Source organism: Achromobacter sp. ACM03, from assembly GCF_014851665.1.
Classification (GTDB): Bacteria; Pseudomonadota; Gammaproteobacteria; order Burkholderiales; family Burkholderiaceae_B; genus Achromobacter; species Achromobacter aegrifaciens.
Window position 1 is genome coordinate 545,762 of sequence record NZ_JACVAD010000001.1, and the last position, 19,512, is coordinate 565,273.

Below are 19,512 nucleotides of genomic sequence, written 5' to 3' on the forward strand. Positions count from 1 at the left end.
ACATGAGTCTGTACCGTCTGCTTTCCGCCTTGCTGTGCTACCCGGAACCCGAGCTGCTGGACGCGCTGGGCGAAGTCGAGACCGCCTTGGCCGACTATCCCGACGCGGAGGAAACCCTGCAGCCGCTGGTCGGCTACCTGGCCACCAACGACCTGATCGCGCTGCAGGAGAACTACGTCGCCACGTTCGACCGCAACCGCTCGCATTCGCTGCATCTGTTCGAGCATGTGCACGGCGAAAGCCGCGACCGCGGCCAGGCCATGGTGGACCTGCTGGATACCTACCGCGAGCACGGTTTCGAGCCGGTGGTGTCCGAATTGCCGGACCATGTGCCGCTGTTCCTGGAGTTCCTGGGCGTCATCGACCCGGCCCAGGCGCAGGATCTGCTGGACGACGCCATCCACGTGCTGGCCGCCATCGGTGCGCGCCTGGCCAAGGGCGAAAGCCCCTACGCCTGCATTTTCGCGGTGTTGCGCGCGCAATCCCGCGTGATTCCGCGCGAGCAGACCGAGGCGCCCGTGCGCGACATGGACGAGGCGATGGAAACGTTCGGCATAGGCGCGGACGGCGTGGAACCGCTACTGCGGCCGTTCTCGGGCGATGGCGCGCAGACCGTGCGCTTCTATCCCCGCGCGCCCGCGGCTCATTAAATCTTCAGGACGACGCATCATGAACTCCCTGAATCAGTTCTTCTTCGGCATCTATCCCTACATCGCGCTGACGATCTTCCTCTTGGGCAGCCTCGTGCGCTTCGAGCGCGAGCAATACACCTGGAAGACGGACAGTTCGCAGTTGCTGCATCGTGGGCAATTGCGGTTGGGCAATATCCTGTTCCACATCGGTATCCTGGGTCTGTTCTTCGGCCACTTGGCTGGCTTGCTGACGCCGGTGGTGGTGTGGGACACGCTGGGCGTATCGCACACGCTCAAGCAGACCGTGGCCATGGTGGCCGGCGGCGTCATGGGCGGCCTGTGCCTGATCGGCCTTCTGATCCTGATCCATCGCCGCCTGAGCGACCCGCGCATCCGCGCCACCACGCGGCCCGGCGACAAGCTGTTGCTGCTGTGGATCCTGGTCACGCTGTTGCTGGGCCTGTCCACCATCGCGCTGTCTGCAGGCCACATGGACGGCGAAATGATGGTGCGCCTGATGACCTGGGCGCAGCACATCGTCACCTTCCAGGGCGACGCGGCCAGCCATGTTGCCGACGTGCCGCTGCTGTTCAAGGCGCACCTCTTCATGGGCCTCACGCTGTTCGTGATCTTTCCGTTCACGCGCCTGGTCCACGTCTGGAGCGGCTTCGCGTCGGTGGGCTACCTGGGCCGCGCCTGGCAGCTGGTCCGCCCGCGCTGATTCCCTGTCCCAGGAGCCGAACATGCCTGTCATCGTCAATGGCGTCGAACTGAACGACGCGGATCTGGAACGCGAACTGCCGCTGCATGCAGAGGCCGGCAACCCCATGCGCGAGGCGATCACTGCCCTGGTGTTGCGCCGCGTGCTGCTGGACGAGGCTGGCCGCCTGGGCCTGGACGCCGCGGACGAGGAGGGCGCCATCGGCGCCTTGCTGGCCCGCGAGGCGCCCGCGCCCGTAGCCGACGAGGCCGCCTGCCGCCGCTTCTATCAGATGCATCCGCAGCGCTTCATGGTGGGCGAGCTGATCGAGGCGGATCACATCCTGTTCCAGGTCACGCCGGGCGTGAATCTGGACATGCTGCGGGCCCACGCCAACGTGGTGTTGGCCGAGCTGCTGGAAGATCCCTCGCGCTTTGCGGAGGTAGCGCGCGAGCAATCGAACTGTCCGTCCGCCGCGCTGGGCGGCAGCCTGGGACAACTGGGCCGGGGCGACACGGTGCCGGAGTTCGAGCGGGCGGTATTCGCGCTGCCCGCCGGCGGCCTGCTGCCGCAGCTGCTGGAAACCCGCCACGGCCTGCATATCGTGCGGGTGACGCGCCGTATCGAGGGCCGCATGCAACCCTACGAGCATGTGGACAAGCAGATCGCTGCCGCGCTGTCGTCCATGAGCCGCGATACTGCCTGGCGCCAGTATGCCAAGCTGCTGGTGGAGCGCGCCGATATCCAGGGCATAGATTTGCAGGGCGAGGAGCCCGAGCGCGTCTACGGCGGGAGCGCCGCATGATGGACGAGCCGGCTGCGGGACCTCTAACGGATGGCTACGGACGCCGCATCGACTATCTGCGCGTCTCTGTCACGGACCGCTGCGACCTGCGTTGCAGCTACTGCCTGCCCAAGGATTTCAAAGGTTTTGAAACTCCCGCAAACTGGCTGCGCCACGAGGAAATGGCGCGGCTGGTGGGGCTGTTTGTCGGGCTGGGCGTGCAGAAGGTCCGGCTGACCGGCGGCGAGCCCCTGCTGCGCCGGGGCGTGGCCGGACTGGCCGGCGTCATCGCCGCCATGCCGGGATTGCAGGACTTGTCCGTGTCCACCAACGGCACCCAATTGGTCCGCCATGCCCAGGAACTGCGCGCCGCCGGCGTGGACCGGCTGAACATCAGCCTGGACACGCTGGATGCCGTCGCCTTCAGCCAGATCACCGGCCGGGATTGCCTGGAATCGGTGCTGGCGGGGCTCGCTACAGCCAAGGAAGCGGACTTTGCGCCGATCAAGCTCAACAGCGTGGTGCACGCGGCCACGCCGGAGGCCGAAGTGCGCAGGCTGCTGGACTACGCGATGGCACAGGGCTTCGTGCTGCGCCTGATCGAGCCCATGCCCATGGGCAGCTGCGGCCAGGGCTACGCCCACACCGACCTGAACGCCATGGGCGCGCGGCTGGCCGCCGAAACCGGCCTGGTTCCCGCGCTGAACGGGGCGGGCGCGGGACCGGCGCGCTACTGGACCACGGGCCATGGCACGCCGGTGCTGGGTGTGATCACCCCCATGTCGCGCCACTTCTGCGCAAGCTGCAACCGCGTCCGGCTGGGCGTGGACGGCACCCTGTACCTCTGCCTGGGCCAGGAAGACCAGGTGCCGCTGGGTCGCCTGCTGCGCGCGGGCGCCAGCGACGCCGAACTGGTAGCGGCGATCCGGGCCGGTATCGCCGCCAAGCCGGAGCGCCATGATTTCGTGGCCCGTCCGGAACGCATCGTGCGCTTCATGGCGCAGACAGGAGGCTGACATGCGCGACATCGAACGGTTGGTCGACGGCTTCCAGCGCTTTCAGCAGCAGTACTACGAGGACGCGCCATCGCTTTACCGCAATCTGCGCGAAGGCCAGCACCCCAGCACCTTGCTGGTTGGCTGCTGCGATTCGCGGGTGGATCCGGCCATGCTGCTGGGCTGCGACCCCGGCGACATCTTCACCGTGCGCAACGTCGCCAATCTGGTGCCCCCGGCCAGCACCGACCGCGGCCTGCAAGGCGTGCTGGCCGCGATACAGTTCGCGGTGGAGCAGTTGCAGGTCAGCCGCATCATCGTGCTGGGCCACGCCCACTGCGGCGGCATACGGGCGCTGATGGACCGACGCACCCGGGGCGACGGCGAGACCGACTACCTGGAACGCTGGATGGACATCGCCGAACCGGCCCGCAGGCAGGTGCTGCAACAGATGCCGCAGGCAACCGCGGCCGAGCGCCGGCGCGCCTGCGAACAGGCCTCCATCCTGATTTCGCTGCGCAACCTGGAGGACCTGCCCTTTGTGCGGCGTGCGGTGGAGGCGGGCAGCCTGACGCTGCACGGCTGGTATTTCGACCTGGTGGCAGGCGCTTTGCTGGCATACTCGGCGCGGGCGGACGCATTCCTGCCCATCGTATGCCCATTGTTCACGGAGCTTGCATGACCCCAGTTTTCGGCATCGCCGGCCGTTCCGGCAGCGGCAAGACCACCCTGATCGAGGCGATGCTGCCGCTGCTGGCCGCGCGCGGCCTGCGGGTCAGCGTCATCAAGCACAGCCACCACGATTTCCAGATGGAGCCGCCTGGCAAGGACAGCGCGCGCTTCCGCCAGGCGGGGGCCCTGGAGGTGATGGTAGCCTCTCCGTTCCGCTACGCCATCGTCCACGAGCTGCGCGACGCGCCCGAACCCACGCTGGACGAGCAACTGGCGCGCCTGTCGCCGGCCGACCTGGTGCTGGTCGAAGGCTTCAAGCAGGCCGCGATCCCGCGCATCGAGGTGTACCGGCCCGCCGTGGGCAAGCCGCCGCTGCATGCGGAAGACAGCAGTTTCGTGGCGGTGGCCACCGACGCGCCGCTGGATACCGGTTTGCCCTGCCTGCCGCTCAACGAGCCGGCGCAAGTCGCGGATTTCATTTGCCGTACCCTGGGGCTGGCTTGAGGGCCTGGCTCGGGAACGGGAGGCGCAGCGGCTACACTGGAAGCCGCAGCATTCCTACAGCAAGACCGCGTTGAAAGCCATGAAGCCCACCGATACCGCCGCCCCAGCCGACGGCCTGCCTTCGCCCTGGCATCGCCTGTCCACGCGCATCGTCATCAGCTCCCTGGTGGCGCTCGTGGTGGTGCTGTCCATGGTCAGCTGGACGCTGTGGCTGTCCTGGCAGCTGGAAGGCGCGGGCGCGGCCATCAACGATACGGGCAGCCTGCGCATGCGGGCCAACCGGGTGGCGGTGGAGCTGATGCGGCCGCAGGCCGGGCGCGAGTTCCGCACCAACGAGCAGGTGCAGCTCATGGATGACACCATCGCCCGCCTGGCGCGCGGCAATCCTGCGCGCCCGCTGTTCATTCCCAACGACGAAGCCATCCGCAAGCAATGGCATGACGTGGCCGCCTACTGGTACGACGTCATGAAGCCGGCCGCCACGCGCGCCCTGGCGCAGCCGGATGCCGCCACCTATCTGGAGACCCTGCCGGAATTCGTGGCCCGGGCCGACACGCTGGTGCGCATGATCGAACAGGACAACGCCGGCAAGACCACCTCGCTGCGCCTGTCGCAGGGCGTGCTGGCGGCCATTGCCAGCGCCGGCACGCTGGCGATGATCTATCTGTTGTATCTCTGGATCATCTCGCCGGTGCTGCGCCTGCGCGACGGCCTGCAGCGCATGGCGGCCAGGGAATTCAGCACCCGGCTGCCGGTGGAAAGCCAGGATGAGTTCGGCGTGCTGGCGCGCGGCTACAACCGCATGGCCGATGAATTGCAGGACCTGTACACCGGCCTGGAGCGGCGCGTCGAAGAAAAGACCGCGCAACTGGCCGCGCAGAACCGCGACATCGGCGCGCTTTACGACATGGCTGCCTTCCTGAACCAGCCCAACGAGATCGAAGCGCTGTGCGACGGCTTCCTGCGGCGCGTGATGCTGCAGTTCGACGCCGAGGGCGGCAGCATCCGGGCGCTGGATCCCAACAACGAAAAACTCAACCTGATGGTGTCGGTGGGCTTGTCCGACGAACTGGTCGAGTCCGAGCATTGCATGCGCGTGAACGACTGCTATTGCGGCGTCGCCACGCGCCAGGCCGGGGTCATCGTCATCCAGGATTTCCGCGAGTCGCCGCCAGCCATGGAACTGAACTGCCAGCGCGACGGCTTTGCCAGCGTGGCCGTGTTCCGCATCGTCACGCGCGACGAGGTGCTGGGCTCGTATTCCTTGCATTTCCGCCAGCAACGCCGCCTGTCGCCCGCAGAATCGCAGCTGCTGGAAACGCTGGGCCAGCATCTGGGCGTGGCCCTGGACAACCGCCGCCTGAGCGCGCAGGCGCGCCAACTGGCGGTGGTGCGCGAACGCGGGCTGGTGGCGCAGGGGCTGCACGACAGCCTGGCGCAGGGCCTGAACTTCCTGAACCTGCAATTGCAGATGCTGGACGCTGCCGTCAAGCGCGGCGACCAGGCGGAGATCGACGAGATCCTGCCGCTCTTGCGTACTGGCGTCGACGAAAGCTACCAGGACGTGCGCGAACTGCTGACCAACTTCCGCACCAAGCTGTCACAGGGCGACCTGCAGGCCGGCATCGAAGACACGGTGGCGCGCTTCCGCCGCCAGACCGGCATCGAGACCGAACTGCGCTTCGGCCGGGGCGAGGGCGCGCCGCTGCCGCCTGACGAGCAGTTGCAGGTGCTCTTCATCCTGCAGGAAGCGCTGTCCAACGTGCGCAAGCACTCGGAAGCCAGCTACGTGCGCATCGACGTCTCCAATGACCGCGACTTCAGCCTGGTCATCGCCGACGATGGCCAGGGCTATGACCCCGCGGAGGTGGCCGAGCGCGGCGAATCGCATGTGGGCCTGCACATCATGCGCGAACGCGCCGCGCGCATGCGCGCCGTGATAAAACTTGAATCGCAGCCCGGCGCCGGCACGCGCGTCGCGCTGACCTTGCCCGGCAGCGAACGCCAGGCCGCTTGAATTTTCCCACCATGCCCATCCGTATCCTCCTCGTCGACGACCACACCCTGTTCCGCTCGGGCGTGCGCCTGCTGCTGCAACGCCAACCCGACTTCGAGGTCGTGGCCGAGGCCGGCGACGGCGTCGAAGGCCTGAAACGCGCCAAGGAACTCAAGCCCGACGTGGTGCTGCTGGACCTCAACCTGCCCGGCTTGTCCGGGCTGGAAACGCTGCAGCTGCTGACGCAGGAGTTGCCGTCTTGTGCGGTCATCATCCTGACGGTGTCGGAAGAGGCAGACGAACTGGGGCAGGCGTTGCGCGACGGCGCGCGCGGCTATCTGGTCAAGAACATCGATGCCGAAGCGCTGACCGCCGCGATCCGCCGCGCGGCGGGCGGCGAGCCGGTCATCGCCGAGAGCATGACCGCCAAGCTGGTCGAACAGTTCCGCGGACAGGCCAGCCTGGCCGCGCAAGCGCCGCAGCCGGGGGGCAGCGCCGAGCGCCATCGCCTCACCGCGCGCGAGACCCAGATCGTGCAATGGCTGGCGCGCGGCGCCAGCAACAAGGTCATTGCGCGCGAACTGGACGTCAGCGAAAGCACGGTCAAGATCCACGTGCAGAACGTGTTGAAGAAACTCAATCTCACCAGCCGGGTGCAGGTCGCGGTGTACGCGGTCGAGCACGGCCTGTACACGGAAGAATAGGGCGGCATGCGGCGTTCGGCATAGGCCGTTTGATCTGCGACAAGGCCAGGGGCGTGACGGCCCCATAGACTGGCCGGCATGGAAACTCGAACCTCTCCCCTGGAGCTCGTGGCCCCCGCCGGCAGTCTGGCCGCGCTGAAGGCCGCCATCGATGCCGGCGCCGACACCGTCTACCTCGGGCTCAAGAACGCCACCAATGCCCGCAACTTCGCCGGGCTCAATTTCACCGAAAGCGATATCCGTGCGGGCGTGGAACTGGCCCACAGCCGCGGACGACAGGTGCTGTTCGCCATCAATACCTTTGTGCAGGCCGGACGGGCGCCCGAATGGCGCGCCGCCGTCGACGCCGCCTACGGGCTGGGCGCCGATGCGGTCATCATGGCCGATGCGGGGCTGCTGGCCTATGCCAGTGACCGCTATCCGGACTTGCGCCTGCACCTGTCGGTGCAGGGTTCCGCCACCCATACGGACGCCATCGAACTGATGAAGGAACAGTTCGGCATCCGCCGCGTGGTGCTGCCGCGCGTGCTGACGCTGGCGGAGATCGCGCGCATCTGCACCAACGTCAGCGTCGAGGTCGAGGTGTTCGGCTTTGGCAGCCTGTGCGTCATGGCCGAAGGCCGCTGTCTGTTGTCGTCCTACGCCACCGGCGATTCTCCCAATAACAAGGGCGTCTGTTCGCCCGCGCATGCGGTGCGCTGGTCGGAAGAGAACGGCCGCATGGACGCGCGCCTGAACGGCATCCTGATCGACCGTTACGAGCCGGGCGAACCCGCTGCCTATCCCACCTTGTGCAAGGGCCGCTTCGACGTCGACGGCCAGGCCGACCACGCGCTGGAGGAACCCACCAGCCTGAACGCCATCGGCCTGTTGCCGCGCCTGGCGGAAATGGGCGTGTCCGCCATCAAGATAGAAGGGCGGCAGCGCAGCCCGGCCTATGTCACCCAGGTGGTGTCGACCTTGCGCGCCGCGCTGGACAGCGCGCATGCGGACGCTTCCCGCTTTTCGCCCCGTCCCGAATGGAACGCCATGCTGGCGCGCCATTCCGAAGGTTCCCAAGTCACGCAAGGCGCATTCGAACGTCCATGGAAATGAAACCTAGCGCGTACCGGATATCGGTCGCACCGTTGCAGTATTACTGGCCGCGCCAGCACACGCTGGATTTCTACGCGTCGCTGGCCGACAGCCCCGCCGACATCATTTACGTGGGCGAAACCGTCTGTAGCCGCAGGCACGAGCTGCGCGCAGAGGACTGGATGGAGCTGGCGCGCGACCTGCGCGCCGCGGGCAAGGCGGTGGTGCTGTCGGGCCGCACGCTGATCGAGACCGGGGCCGAGGCCAGCGCGCTGAAGAAGCTCTGCGGGCAGGACGACTTCATGGTCGAAGCCGGCGAGCTGGGCGCGGTGCGTCACCTGAACGGCCGCGCCTTCGTGGCGGGGCCTCATGTCAACGCCTATCACGGCGGCACCCTGGAATGGCTGGCCGCACGCGGCGCCGCGCGTTTTGTCGCACCGCTGGAAATGGACAGCAAGACGCTGGCTCTTCTGATGGCGGAAAAGCCCGCCGGTCTGGAGACGGAAGTCATGGTCTGGGGCCGCATGGCGCTGGCGTTCTCCGCACGCTGTTTCACGGCGCGTCATTTCCGTTTGAAGAAGGACGACTGCGGCTTTCGCTGCATCGAACATCCGGACGGTCTGGACATGCGTACACGGGAGTCGAGCGATTTCCTGGCGATCAACGGCATCCAGGTGCAGTCCGGAGCCTGCCTGGACCTGCTGTCGCAGGCGCCGGCGCTGGCCGCCCTGGGCGTGGAGGTGCTGCGGGTGAGTCCTCAATCGGCCGGCACGCTGGAAGCGATCGCCGCGCTGGATGCGATGCGGCGCGGCTTGGCGCCGATGGAGGCGCGGCCGCCTGCCGGCATGGCCCGCTGCAACGGCTACTTCCATGGCAAGCCGGGCATCGACCTGCTGGAGGCCGTGGCATGAGCGCGGCGATTCAAGTACCGGGCGTGCTCGCCAGGCTGGGGCGGCGTCTGCCTGCGCCGTTTGTCTCGCTGCACTTCACCGCCGGACTGGAACTGGCGCGGCGGCTGAAATGGCTCACACCGCCGGCCGAACTGGAGGGCCGCAGCTTCGGCATCACGGTCGAGGACCTGGGCCTGCGCAGCAGTTTCGCCGTGCGACAAGGCGCTTTTCGCCCGGTATGGAACGGCGCTGCCGCCGAACTGGAACTGGGCGCGAAGCTGGCCGATCTGCTGGCCCTGATGCGTTCGGAAACGGACGCCGATACCTTGTTCTTCCAACGCCGGCTGCGGATCTCCGGCGATACGGAGCTGGGGCTGATCGTCAAGAACTGGCTGGACGCGGCGCCACGGCCGGCGTGGCTGCAGGGCGCGGCGCGTTGACGGCGCAATGCCCGCCGTCGCTTGCGGGCATTGCTTGAATCCGCAAGGGATCGTGCTATACCGGGCGTCGTTGCCGCGGGGGAGCTTGGCGCTTTCCCGGGCGTGATCGGATGGAGACAGCAATGCGGATCATGGTGGTGGGCGCCAGCAAGGGGCTGGGCAGGGCGTTCGTGGAAGGACTGGGCCAGGATGCCACGCTGATCGTGGGCGTGGCGCGCCGCGCGCCGCTGGATATCGCCGTTGCGCCCGGCTGCGAACTGCGCTGGATCGAGGCCGATCTGTCGCAGCCAGTGGCCGCCGTCGAGCAGATCGCGGCGCAGGCCCCGGACGGTCTCGATGCCATCCTCTACAACCTGGGCGTGTGGGAAGAGCACGCATTCAGCGAACACTACGACTTCCTGACGGACTCGCCCGCGGAGATCGCGCGCATGGTGGACATCAACGTCACCGCGACCATCCTGTTGCTCCAGCGCTTGATCCCGCGCGTCCTCGGTGCGCGCAAACCGCAAGTCATTCTCACTGGTTCGACCTCCGCGTTGGCCGGCAGCGGCCGTCCCGAGGTGACGTTCGGCGCGTCCAAGCACGCGCTGCGGGGTATCGCGGACGCCCTGCGCGAAAGCTTCAGAGCGCGAAGGCTGGCGGTGACCTGCCTACAATTGGGCTACTTGAACACGGAAGACGGCTTGGGCGTGCCGCGCGACGCGGCCAGCCTGCGGGGAGAGGGCGGCCTGATACCCGTGCACGACGTGGTGACGATGACACGCGCGCTGCTGAATCTGTCCGATGCGTCGTTCGTGCGGGAAATCGTCATGCCGGCGCTGATGGACGAGCGCTTCTGAAGCGGGTCCACCGCGCCAACGGCGTCATGCCGGCCTCAACTGCGGCCGGGCTTGCCTTCCATGGCGCGGGCCACGCGCGATAGGGCCAGGCTGGCGGCGAAGTACAAGGCGGCCACGGCCAGGTAGACTTCGACGTGGTAGGGCCGCCAATCGGTGCCGGCCACCACCGCCTTTGCTGCGCCCAGCACGTCGAACACGCCGATGATGCTGACCAGCGAAGTGTCCTTGACCGCGCCCACGAATACGCCCAGGGCTGCAGGCGCGGCAATGCGGCGGGCCTGCGGCCAGATCACCGAACCGTAGGCCATGGCCGCAGGCATGCCCAGGGCGCGCGCCGCCATCATCTGGCCGGGCGGTATGGCTTGCAGCGCGCCGCGCAGCACCTCGGCCAGCAGGCAGGCGGTGTGCAGCGTCAGGGCGGCCAGCGCCATGGCGAACTTGGACACGCCGCCGCCCAGCAGCATGGGCAGCACGAAGGACGCGAACAACAGCTGTGTCACCAGCGGCACGCCGCGGACGGCCTCGATCAGGCCGGCGGCAGCCAGCGAGGCGGCGCGGTTGTGGCTACGGCGCAATAACGCAAGCGCGAAAGCCAGCGGCACGGCCGCCAGCAGGGCGGAGATGGCCAGAATCAATGTGACGAGCAACCCGCCCCAGCGTTGCGGACCGATGGCGGCGCCGCCCCAGGGCCAGCCGGACAGCGCGCTGATGGCCGCGCCCAGCAGGACGGCGAGCAGGGCCGCACGCGTCGCGGGACGGACACGCGGAGCAGTCAACGCCAGCGCAACTCCGGCGAGCAGGGCTGCGCAGGCGGCCAGCGCGGGCGCCCGGTCGGCCTGGGCCATGGTGCCGAAGAACAGCACTGGCAGGTTCTCGCTCACGGCGGCCCAGCATGCGCCCGCCGCGTTCGCGCATGCTGCGGGATCGCCGCGCCACACCGCGTCGAGCAAGGCCCATTCCAGCAGCCGCCATAGGATCAAGCCCAGGACAGCGGCCAACGCGGTCGATAACAGCCCGCCACGCCAACTGCGGCGTTCGCCCGCAGCGTTCCACGAAGGCCGCTCGCCCAGGCGCGCGCCATGCGTGTCGCCGGGGCCGTGGCGGGTATTGCGCGCGTTCCATGCCGACAATCCGCCGCCCAGCGCCAGCGCCAGGCCCAGATAGACCGTGACGGCCAGCGCGATGCCCTCAAGCGCCAGGCCGGTCTGCGTGATGGCGGTGTTGATCACCGCCATCAATTCCTGATAGCCGATGGCAATGGCCAGGGTGCTGTTCTTCACCAGCGCCAGGCACTGGTTGGCATACGGCGGCAGCGCCACGCGGGCGGCATAGGGTGCTATCACCAGCCGCAGCACGCTGCGGGGCTTCAAGCCTAGCGCCTGCCCGGCCTCCACAAGTCCAACCGGCACGGCGCGCACGGCCGCGCGTGCGATGTCGGCGATGTAGGCCGCATGGAACACCACCAAGCCTATCGTCAGCGCCGCGAATTCTATGCTGGGCTGCCAGCCGCCCTGCAGTCCCAGGCCGCGCCTGACCGGCATATCGATGCGCATGGGCGGCAACAGGACCCACGCGAGCAGCGCGCCGGCCAGCGCGGCATACAGCGCAGGATTGCCCCAGCGGCGTCGGACCAGGCCGCCCAGCGCCAGCGCGGTCACCGTTACGGCCGCGTAGGGCAGCCAACCGTGCACGGCTGGCAGAGCCAATCCGCGATTGGACAGCAGCATGTGCGGCAACGGCGACCACGCCTGGCGCAGATCGGGCAGGCGCAGCAGCAGCCCGTACCAGACGAAGAGTTGCAGCAGGACCGGCGTATTGCGCAAGGGCGCGATGATGGCGGCGGCGCAACGCGCGGCCAACGGGTTGCGCGACATGCGCAACAAGCCCAGTCCCAGGCCCAGCGCCGTCGCCAGCGGGATTGCCACGGCGGCGACGGTCAAGGTGTTGACCAGGCCGGCCGCTATCGACATCCAGTAGGGATCCTCCGGCGTGATATCGAGCAGGCTTTCGGAAATGCGGAAGCCTGCGGGCTGGAACAGGAATCCGAAGCCGCCTTGGATGCCGCGTGCAGTCTGCACCGATTCGATGTGCCAGAGCAGGACCGCGGCCATGCCGCCCAGCGCGAGCGTCCACGCCAACGCTGGCAGCCAGCGTCGCCACGGGCCGGTGGAGGGAAAACGGAGAGCGGTCGCTGCCATGGTCGAGAAAGAGTCGGGCCAGGATCACTGGAACGGCGGCGAGTACAGCAGCCCGCCCTGGTTCCATTGCGCGTTCAGGCCGCGCTCCAGCTTCAGCGGCGTCGCGGCGCCCAGATTGCGGTTCCAGACTTCGCCATAGTTGCCCACGGCCTTGATGGCGTTGCGGGCCCAGCCTTCGTCCAGCCCGAAGCTCTTGCCTATGCCGGGGTCCACGCCCAGCAGGCGGCGTACCTGGGCATCGCTGCTTTGCGCCTGGTTGTCGGCGTTCTGCGCGGTGATGCCGAGTTCCTCGGCCGCCACCAGCGCGTTGATGGTCCACCGGACGATGGCGGCCCAGTTGGCGTCGTCTTGCCGCACGAAGGGGCCTAGCGGCGATTTGTTGATGCGTTCAGGCAGGATGACGAAGTCGTCCGGCTGGCCGGCTCGCGCCGCGCGGCTGGCGGCCAGGGTGGACGCATCCGACAGGTAGACGTCGCAGCGTCCTGCGTAAAAGGCTTGTTCGAGCTCGACCAGATTCTCGATGACGACCGGACGATAGCTCAGCTTGTGCTTCTTGAAGTAGTCGACCAGGTTCTGCTCGTTGACCGTACCGGGCTGCACGCAGACCTGCGCGCCTTCGAGCTCCGTCGCGCTTTTGACACCCAGCTTGCGCGGCACCAGAAAGCCCTGGCCGTCATAGAACACGATGCCGGCGGACGCGATGCCCAAGCCGGCGTCGCGGCTGGAGGTAATCGTGGTGTTGCGGTTCAGCACATCGATCTCGCCCGACTGGAGCGCAGGAAAACGTTGCTGCGAACTCAACGGCACGAAGCGCGTCTTCTCCGGATCGCCGAGCACGGCGGCGGCCAGCGCGCGGCAGAGGTCCGCATCCAGGCCGGTCCAACGGCCTTGCTTGTCGGCGATGGACAAGCCGGCAGATCCCTGGCTCACGCCGCAGACCAGTTCGCCGCGTTTCTTGATGGTCTCGACCGTGCCCGCATGAGCCGCGCCGGCCAGCGCCAGCATCGCCGCCACGCCCGCGATCTTCAGTTGTTGAGTCAAACGCATGCCATTCCTTTGTTTGATGCAGTCCGGAAAGGCAGGAATTCTATGGGTGCTATGACGTTCGGCGAGCGACTATATGGTCATATGGATATAAAAACTAAGCCTTACTCAAATCCGCGTCATATACCTAGAATCGCTGCATACCAAGTTGAAATGACGGAGCGGTGGCGCATGAGCTGGCAGGACGAATTCAGGCAGTTGTTTCCGATCACGCAAGACCAGGCTTACGCCAACATTGCCTACACCAGCCCGCTGGCGCCCAAGGTGGCCGAGGCGGTCGGCGCATTTTTCCAAGGCATAACCTACGCACGCAGCGACAAGCCCCAGTGGCTGCGGGACGCAGATGCGTTGCGCTTGCGGCTGGCCCGCCTGATCGGCGGCGACGCCAAGCGCCTGGCTTTCACCAAGAACACCACCGAAGGGTTGAACATCGTTGCGCAGGGGCTGGCCTGGCAGGAAGGCGACAACCTGGTGGTGGACGACCAGGAGCATCCCACCAATGCCTTGCCCTGGTTGAACCTGCGGCGCCGTGGCGTCCAGGTGCGCGTGGCGCAGGCGAATTCGCATCGCTACACGGTGGATGACCTTTGGCAGCATGTGGATGCGCGCACGCGGCTGATTGCAGTGTCCTGGGTGCAGTACGGCACCGGCCTGCGCACCGATATCGCCGAACTGGGCCGGCGCTGCGCCGAACGCGGCATCTTTCTGGTCGTCGACGGGATTCAGGGCGCGGGGCTGTTGCGCGTCAACGTGGATGAATGGGGCGTGGATGCCTTTGCTTGCGGCGCGCATAAGGGCATGCTTGGACCGCTGGGCGTGGGCCTGCTGCATGTATCGCCCCGGCTGCTCGAAGCCCTGGATCCGCTGTATATCGGACCTTCCGGCGTCAACACGCTGGATAAATCCGGACTGCAATGGCAGGTGGGCATCGCCGATGCTACTGACGCCCGCAGGCTCGAATCGGGCAACCTGAACTATCCGGGCATCGCGGGCTGGGCCGGCGCGCTGGACCTGATCGAAGGCGCGCGGCCCGAACGTATCGAGCCCTGGGTGCTGGAGCTTTCCGAAGCGCTGAGCACGGGCTTGCGCGGAGTGGGCCTGCAGGTCGTGTCACCGGCCGGTCCGGAATTCCGCAGCACGACGACGGCGCTGCGCGTGCCGGATCCCGCGGCCGCGCTGGCGCATCTGACACAATCCGGGATCGTGGCCAGCATAGTGGAGTATGGTTACGTGCGCTTGTCCGTCGGCGCCTATAACAATCATGCGGACGTGGAACGCATACTGCGCGCAGCGCGGACGCTTCCCGTCTGAGAAGAATCATTGATAAGCAACACTTCAGGAGATACTGATGACCGAAGCGAAGAAGCCCCAGTGGCGGCTTGAAACCGTGGCCGTGCATGGCGGCTACCGCCCCGATCCGACCACGCGCGCCGTGGCCGTGCCCATCTACCAGACCGTGGCCTACGCGTTCGACGACACGCAGCACGGCGCCGACCTGTTCGACCTCAAGGTGCCGGGCAATATCTACACCCGCATCATGAACCCGACCACCGACGTGCTGGAGCAGCGCGTGGCGGCCCTGGAGGGCGGCATCGCCGCGCTGGCGCTGGCCTCGGGCCAGGCCGCGGTGACCTACGCCATCCTGACCATCGCCGAAGCCGGCGACAACATCGTCTCGTCCAGCACACTGTACGGCGGCACCTACAACCTGTTCGCGCACACGCTGCCGCAATACGGCATCACCACGCGTTTCGCCAATCCTTCCGACCTGGCCGCCTTCGAGGCCCAGATCGACGACCGCACCAAGGCCATCTTCGCGGAATCCGTGGGCAATCCGCTGGGCAACATCACCGACATCGCCGCCTTGGCCGACCTGGCGCACCGCCACGGCCTGCCGCTGATCGTCGACAACACCGTGCCGTCGCCGTACCTGCTGCGTCCCATCGAGCACGGCGCCGACATCGTGGTGCAGTCGCTGACCAAGTACCTGGGCGGCCACGGCACCAGCCTGGGCGGCGCCATCATCGACTCGGGCAAGTTCCCGTGGGCCGAGCACAAAGAGCGCTTCAAGCGCCTGAATACGCCGGACGTCAGCTACCACGGCGTGGTCTACACCGAAGCCTTCGGTCCGGCCGCCTACATCGGCCGCGCCCGCGTGGTGCCGCTGCGCAATACCGGCGCGGCGATCTCGCCCTTCAACTCGTTCCAGATCCTGCAAGGCATCGAGACCCTGGCGCTGCGCGTGGACCGCATCGTCGAGAACACCGTCAAGATCGCCAAGTACCTGCGCGAACATCCGAAGGTCGAGTGGGTCAACTACGCCGGCCTGCCGGACCATCCCGACCACGCGCTGGCGCAGAAGTACCTGGGCGGCAAGGCGCCCGGGCTCTTCACCTTCGGCGTGAGGGGCGGCCGCGAGGCCGGCGCGCGCTTCCAGGACGCACTGCAGCTGTTCACCCGCCTGGTCAATATCGGCGACTCCAAGTCGCTGGCCACGCACCCCGCATCCACCACGCACCGCCAGCTCAATCCCGAAGAGCTGCAGAAAGCCGGCGTGCGCGAGGAAACCGTGCGCCTGTCGATCGGCATCGAGCATATCGACGACCTGCTGGCGGATCTGGATCAGGCGCTGGCGCAGGTGTAAGCCATGACGATGCTTCCCCGCAGAACCTTGTTGAAGCTGGCCGCGGGCTTGCCCGCGCTGGCAGCCGCGGGAGCGGCCGGGGCGGCAGCCCCGGCTGCCCCGACCGCAAAGGCCCGCAACTACGTCCTGGCCCACGGCTCCTGGCATGGCGGCTGGTGCTGGCGTCCGGTGGCGGACCGCCTGCTGGCGGCCGGCCATCGCGTGTACGCGCCCAGCTACACCGGCATGGGCGACCGCGCCCATCTGCTGAGCAAGAACATCACCATCGACACCTTTGTCGAGGACCTGGTCCAGGTCATCGATACCCAGGAACTGAAGGACGTGATCCTGGTGGGCCATAGCTTCGGCGGCATCCCGATCACGGGCGTGGCCGACCGGATTCCGCAGCGGCTGGCGCATCTGGTGTACTTCGACGCCATCGTGCTGCAAAGCGGCCAGAATGCATTCTCGGTGTATCCGAAGGCGGATGCCGACGCGCGCATCGCCGCAGCCTCGAAGGCCACCGATGGACTGGCCGTGCCGATTCCCGATCCGCTGCCGGCGGCCTGGGGATTCACGCCGGGCAGCGCGGACCATGATTGGGTCAAGCGCCGCCTGACCGCCCATCCGCTGGCCAGCTACACCACGCCGCTGAACCTGAAGCACCCCATCGGCAATGGCGTGGCCCGCACCTACATCCATTGCACCCAGCCCGAGCTGGCCGTGCTGGATGAATCGCGCAAGCTGGTGCAGTCCCAAGCGGGCTGGAACTGGGTCGACATCGCCGCGCCGCACGAAGCCCACATCACGCATCCGGCCTTGCTGGCGGATCTGCTGCTGGGCCTGGCCTGAGCCGGCACGGCCAGGATGGGCGGCTGATACGGTCGCCCGGGCATCGCAGTTTGCGGGCATCATGCGGGATTGCGCCGGGCCGCCAGTGCCCGCGCGTCCGATGCCGACCCGCAGGAGACCTCCATGGCCCGTCCGACCGTCCACGCCGCGCTGCCCGCGGATCTGAAAGCCTGGCTACGACAGCATGCCGATGCGCTGGACGACGGCAGCATGGATGCGGCGGTAGTGTTGCCGCAACTGGCTGCCGCCGACGTGTTGCGCCATGGCGTGCCCGTGGTGCAGGGCGGCTTGCCAGACACGGATATCGGCGACGCGATCGAAATGATCGCGCAATTGGCGGAGCTTTCCGTTGCCGCGGCCTTCGTGGCCTGGAGCCAGCGAGTCTTCATCGAGTATCTGCTGCGCAGCCCCAACAAGGCTCTTGCGGAAGCCTGGCTGGCGCCGCTGCTGAAGGGTGAGCAGGCCGGTGCGACCGCGCTGTCGAACGCCATGAAGTTCCTGAGCGGCATCGAGTCGCTGCAGATCGCCGCGCGCGAGGCGGACGGCGCGTGGGTGCTGGACGGCCGGATGCCCTGGGTCACCAATCTGCGGCCCCAGGGCTTCCTGGTGGCCGCCGCTGTTGCCGCGCCCGATGGAACGCCGGCGGTGGTCGCGCTGCCGCATGGCATCGCGGGACTTGCCCGCAGCCCGGATCTGCCTTTGTTGGCGCTGCAATCGACCCACACCGCGGCGCTGGACCTGCGCGGCGTGCGCATGGGTCCCGAATGGATCATCCATCCTGATGCGCGCGAGTATCTGCCCCAGGCCAGGCCGGCCTTTGCGGGCATGCAATGCGGCCTGTCCATCGGCCTGGCGCGGGGCGCTTTGCGCGCCGCGCAACAGGCAGGGCAGGGCCTGGCCTCGCGCGGCATCCTGGGCCAGCCGCTGCAAGCGCTGGAGACGCAGTTGCACGCGCTGACGGCGGGTTTGATCGATGGGGTGCGCAGCGGGAGCTTCGTCTCGCAGCCCTGGCGGCTGTTCGAGCTCCGCATCGCCTTGGCCGAAGCGGCCCAGCAGGCGGTGCAGCTGGAACTGCAGGCCAGCGGCGGCGCGGCCTATCTGCGGCCGGCTGGCGCAGGCTTTGCGCGGCGCTGGCGGGAAGCGGCATTCCTGCCCATCGTCACGCCCAGCCTGGTGCAATTGAAGACGGAGCTGGCCAAGCGCCAGGCGCGGCTGGCGGCCGAAGCGGGTGGATAGCGGCGCGGCGAGGCCGCGACGGCCGGGTCTTATCGCCGTATGCCTTTGCCATTGACCGGGCAGACAATCTCGCGCAGCTTGCGCTGCACGGGGTCTTGCGCGATTGGCGCGTTGCGGATGCCGGGCGGAGGCAGGGACTCGACGATGGGGCCGGTGGCGTTCTCGCCCGCATGGTGCACGACCTGGCTGACGGTATAGGTGCCGGCGGTGCAGTTCATGGTGACCGGCTGGATCACGGAGCGGTAGGGTTGCCCGTTGGCGGCGGAAATCTTGGGCTGGGCGTAGAACCAGGCTACGTTCACGGCCATCACGGCCGGGCGCTCCGATACCACCTTGATCGACGCGCTGTCGTAGAACACGCCAGGCATGGCTTGGGGGTCCAACGGCAGCCAGGCTGCTGCGGCGGACGGCATGTCGCCGGGCGGCGCGGCCTGCGCGGGGTGGACCCAGGCGGTCACGGCCAGGGCGATCAGGAATGCGTGCCTTGCGGTCATTGGTGTTTTCCGGTGGTGGCGCGGCGCGCCGGCGCCAGGCTTGTGGCCATGGCGTGTACCTGATCATACCGGGCAGGGCGCGTGCGCGCGGAGCGAATACGTCCGAGGGGCGGCGGGGCCTAAGCCGTCAACACATATTCCGGATAGCGCCTGCAGATCTCGGCTACTTGGCTGAGGGTGCCCGAAAGGTGTTCCCGCAGCACCTGCTGGGCGCGCTGCGGGTTCTGCGCGACGATGGCGTCCAGCAGGCGCTGGTGGTCGTCCAGGATGCGCTCGGCCTTGCCGGCCTCGGGCAGGTGCAGGCGGCGCAAGCGGTCCAGGTGGCCGCTGTAGCGTTGCGCCAGTTCCCACAGCCGGGTCACGCCGGCGGCTTCGTGCATGTCGCGGTGGAAGGCCTGGTCGGCGTCGATGAAGCGCTGGTACTGGCTGCTGGCGTGGCTGGCGCGCTGCAGGTCGATGCTGGCCTGCAGGCGCTGGAAGAGCTGCGGATCCGGGCGCTGCGCCAGCATCTGCACGATCTCGAGCTCCAGCGAGCGGCGCAGGAAATGCGCCTCGCGGGCGGCGTCCACATCGATGCGGCTGACCACCGTGGTGTGCTGCGGATAGATCTCGACCAGCGCTTCCTCGGCCAGCCGCATCAGCGCGTCGCGGATCGGGGTCTGGCTCAGGCCGTAGGTTTCCGCCAGCGTGATGCGCGACAGGGGCGTGCCCGGAGCCAGTTCCAGGGACACGATCTGTTCGCGTAGATGTTCGAAGACCTGGGGCGCGGCGTGGCGCGAACGGTCCAGTCTGAGCTTGGTGCTTTGCATCGGGTCGCGTGCGGAGTTGGGCCTGA

At 67.6% G+C, this 19,512-nt stretch carries 20 protein-coding genes; 16 read left to right on the top strand and 4 right to left on the bottom strand.

All coding sequences use genetic code 11. The features are described from left to right. The first annotated feature begins 2 nt into the window (after window positions 1–2). The 12 genes from narJ (at window position 3) to IB257_RS02485 (ending at window position 10,230) form a co-directional block, all read left to right on the top strand. A complete protein-coding gene (gene narJ / locus IB257_RS02430; RefSeq protein WP_054454743.1) occupies window positions 3–650 on the top strand; it encodes a nitrate reductase molybdenum cofactor assembly chaperone in 648 nt (215 codons plus the stop codon). Between the two features lie 19 nt (window positions 651–669). Further along, window positions 670–1,353 carry a respiratory nitrate reductase subunit gamma gene (narI, locus tag IB257_RS02435; RefSeq protein ID WP_054454742.1) on the top strand — a complete coding sequence of 228 codons (684 nt, stop codon included), beginning with the start codon at window positions 670–672 and terminating at the stop codon, window positions 1,351–1,353. 22 nt (window positions 1,354–1,375) lie between these two features. Further along, the gene (locus IB257_RS02440) at window positions 1,376–2,137 is read left to right on the top strand and encodes a peptidylprolyl isomerase (protein ID WP_054454740.1); all 762 of its coding nucleotides are present in this window, start codon (window positions 1,376–1,378) and stop codon (window positions 2,135–2,137) included. Next, window positions 2,134–3,132, top strand: coding sequence for a GTP 3',8-cyclase MoaA (gene moaA / locus IB257_RS02445; RefSeq protein ID WP_192491807.1), 999 nt, complete (start codon window positions 2,134–2,136; stop codon window positions 3,130–3,132). The genes IB257_RS02440 and moaA overlap by 4 nt, the downstream gene beginning before the upstream one ends. 1 nt (window position 3,133) lies before the next feature. Next, complete coding sequence (locus IB257_RS02450; protein ID WP_054454736.1) at window positions 3,134–3,793, top strand: carbonic anhydrase; 660 nt, start codon at window positions 3,134–3,136, stop codon at window positions 3,791–3,793. Next, window positions 3,790–4,287, top strand: a complete 498-nt coding sequence (gene mobB / locus IB257_RS02455) for a molybdopterin-guanine dinucleotide biosynthesis protein B (protein WP_082401034.1) — start codon at window positions 3,790–3,792, stop codon at window positions 4,285–4,287. The genes IB257_RS02450 and mobB overlap by 4 nt, the downstream gene beginning before the upstream one ends. Before the next feature lie 79 nt (window positions 4,288–4,366). Continuing rightward, on the top strand, window positions 4,367–6,304 hold the full coding sequence (locus tag IB257_RS02460; protein WP_192491808.1) for a type IV pili methyl-accepting chemotaxis transducer N-terminal domain-containing protein: 1,938 nt from the start codon (window positions 4,367–4,369) through the stop codon (window positions 6,302–6,304). Window positions 6,305–6,315: 11 nt separating this feature from the next. Continuing rightward, window positions 6,316–6,987, top strand: coding sequence for a response regulator transcription factor (locus IB257_RS02465; RefSeq protein ID WP_054454724.1), 672 nt, complete (start codon window positions 6,316–6,318; stop codon window positions 6,985–6,987). Window positions 6,988–7,065: 78 nt separating this feature from the next. Continuing rightward, window positions 7,066–8,082, top strand: coding sequence for a peptidase U32 family protein (locus IB257_RS02470; RefSeq protein ID WP_175160669.1), 1,017 nt, complete (start codon window positions 7,066–7,068; stop codon window positions 8,080–8,082). Further along, on the top strand, window positions 8,079–8,972 hold the full coding sequence (locus IB257_RS02475) for a U32 family peptidase (protein ID WP_175181062.1): 894 nt from the start codon (window positions 8,079–8,081) through the stop codon (window positions 8,970–8,972). The genes IB257_RS02470 and IB257_RS02475 overlap by 4 nt, the downstream gene beginning before the upstream one ends. Further along, entirely contained in the window at window positions 8,969–9,391 is a 423-nt protein-coding gene (locus IB257_RS02480) for an SCP2 domain-containing protein (RefSeq protein WP_054454721.1), read from the top strand. Before IB257_RS02475 ends, IB257_RS02480 begins: the two co-directional genes overlap by 4 nt. A 122-nt stretch (window positions 9,392–9,513) precedes the next feature. Continuing rightward, window positions 9,514–10,230, top strand: a complete 717-nt coding sequence (locus tag IB257_RS02485; RefSeq protein WP_192491809.1) for an SDR family oxidoreductase — start codon at window positions 9,514–9,516, stop codon at window positions 10,228–10,230. A 35-nt stretch (window positions 10,231–10,265) separates the two neighbouring features. Here the strand turns inward: IB257_RS02485 and IB257_RS02490 are convergent, their stop codons facing one another. Both IB257_RS02490 and IB257_RS02495 read right to left on the bottom strand, forming a co-directional pair. Further along, window positions 10,266–12,428: an ABC transporter permease subunit gene (locus IB257_RS02490; RefSeq protein WP_192491810.1), complete on the bottom strand. Its 2,163-nt coding sequence runs from the start codon at window positions 12,426–12,428 to the stop codon at window positions 10,266–10,268. Window positions 12,429–12,452: 24 nt separating this feature from the next. Beyond that, window positions 12,453–13,475, bottom strand: a complete 1,023-nt coding sequence (locus tag IB257_RS02495; RefSeq protein ID WP_119451162.1) for an amino acid ABC transporter substrate-binding protein — start codon at window positions 13,473–13,475, stop codon at window positions 12,453–12,455. A 168-nt stretch (window positions 13,476–13,643) separates the two neighbouring features. Here IB257_RS02495 and IB257_RS02500 point away from each other — a divergent pair, with 168 nt between their 5' ends. The 4 genes from IB257_RS02500 to IB257_RS02515 all read left to right on the top strand — a co-directional run bounded on the left by IB257_RS02500 (window position 13,644) and on the right by IB257_RS02515 (window position 18,183). After that, on the top strand, window positions 13,644–14,783 hold the full coding sequence (locus IB257_RS02500) for an aminotransferase class V-fold PLP-dependent enzyme (RefSeq protein ID WP_054454713.1): 1,140 nt from the start codon (window positions 13,644–13,646) through the stop codon (window positions 14,781–14,783). A gap of 37 nt (window positions 14,784–14,820) precedes the next feature. Next, a complete protein-coding gene (locus tag IB257_RS02505; protein WP_192491811.1) occupies window positions 14,821–16,116 on the top strand; it encodes an O-acetylhomoserine aminocarboxypropyltransferase/cysteine synthase family protein in 1,296 nt (431 codons plus the stop codon). A gap of 3 nt (window positions 16,117–16,119) precedes the next feature. Beyond that, a complete protein-coding gene (locus tag IB257_RS02510; RefSeq protein ID WP_225588721.1) occupies window positions 16,120–16,947 on the top strand; it encodes an alpha/beta fold hydrolase in 828 nt (275 codons plus the stop codon). Between the two features lie 123 nt (window positions 16,948–17,070). Then, window positions 17,071–18,183, top strand: a complete 1,113-nt coding sequence (locus IB257_RS02515) for an acyl-CoA dehydrogenase family protein (RefSeq protein WP_192491812.1) — start codon at window positions 17,071–17,073, stop codon at window positions 18,181–18,183. Between the two features lie 29 nt (window positions 18,184–18,212). On the opposite strand, the gene IB257_RS02520 is transcribed toward IB257_RS02515, so the two are convergent. Together IB257_RS02520 and IB257_RS02525 are read right to left on the bottom strand one after the other, a co-directional pair. Next, window positions 18,213–18,677, bottom strand: a complete 465-nt coding sequence (locus IB257_RS02520; RefSeq protein WP_054454705.1) for a surface-adhesin E family protein — start codon at window positions 18,675–18,677, stop codon at window positions 18,213–18,215. Between the two features lie 119 nt (window positions 18,678–18,796). After that, the gene (locus IB257_RS02525; RefSeq protein WP_054454703.1) at window positions 18,797–19,486 is read right to left on the bottom strand and encodes a GntR family transcriptional regulator; all 690 of its coding nucleotides are present in this window, start codon (window positions 19,484–19,486) and stop codon (window positions 18,797–18,799) included. Window positions 19,487–19,512: the final 26 nt, after the last annotated feature.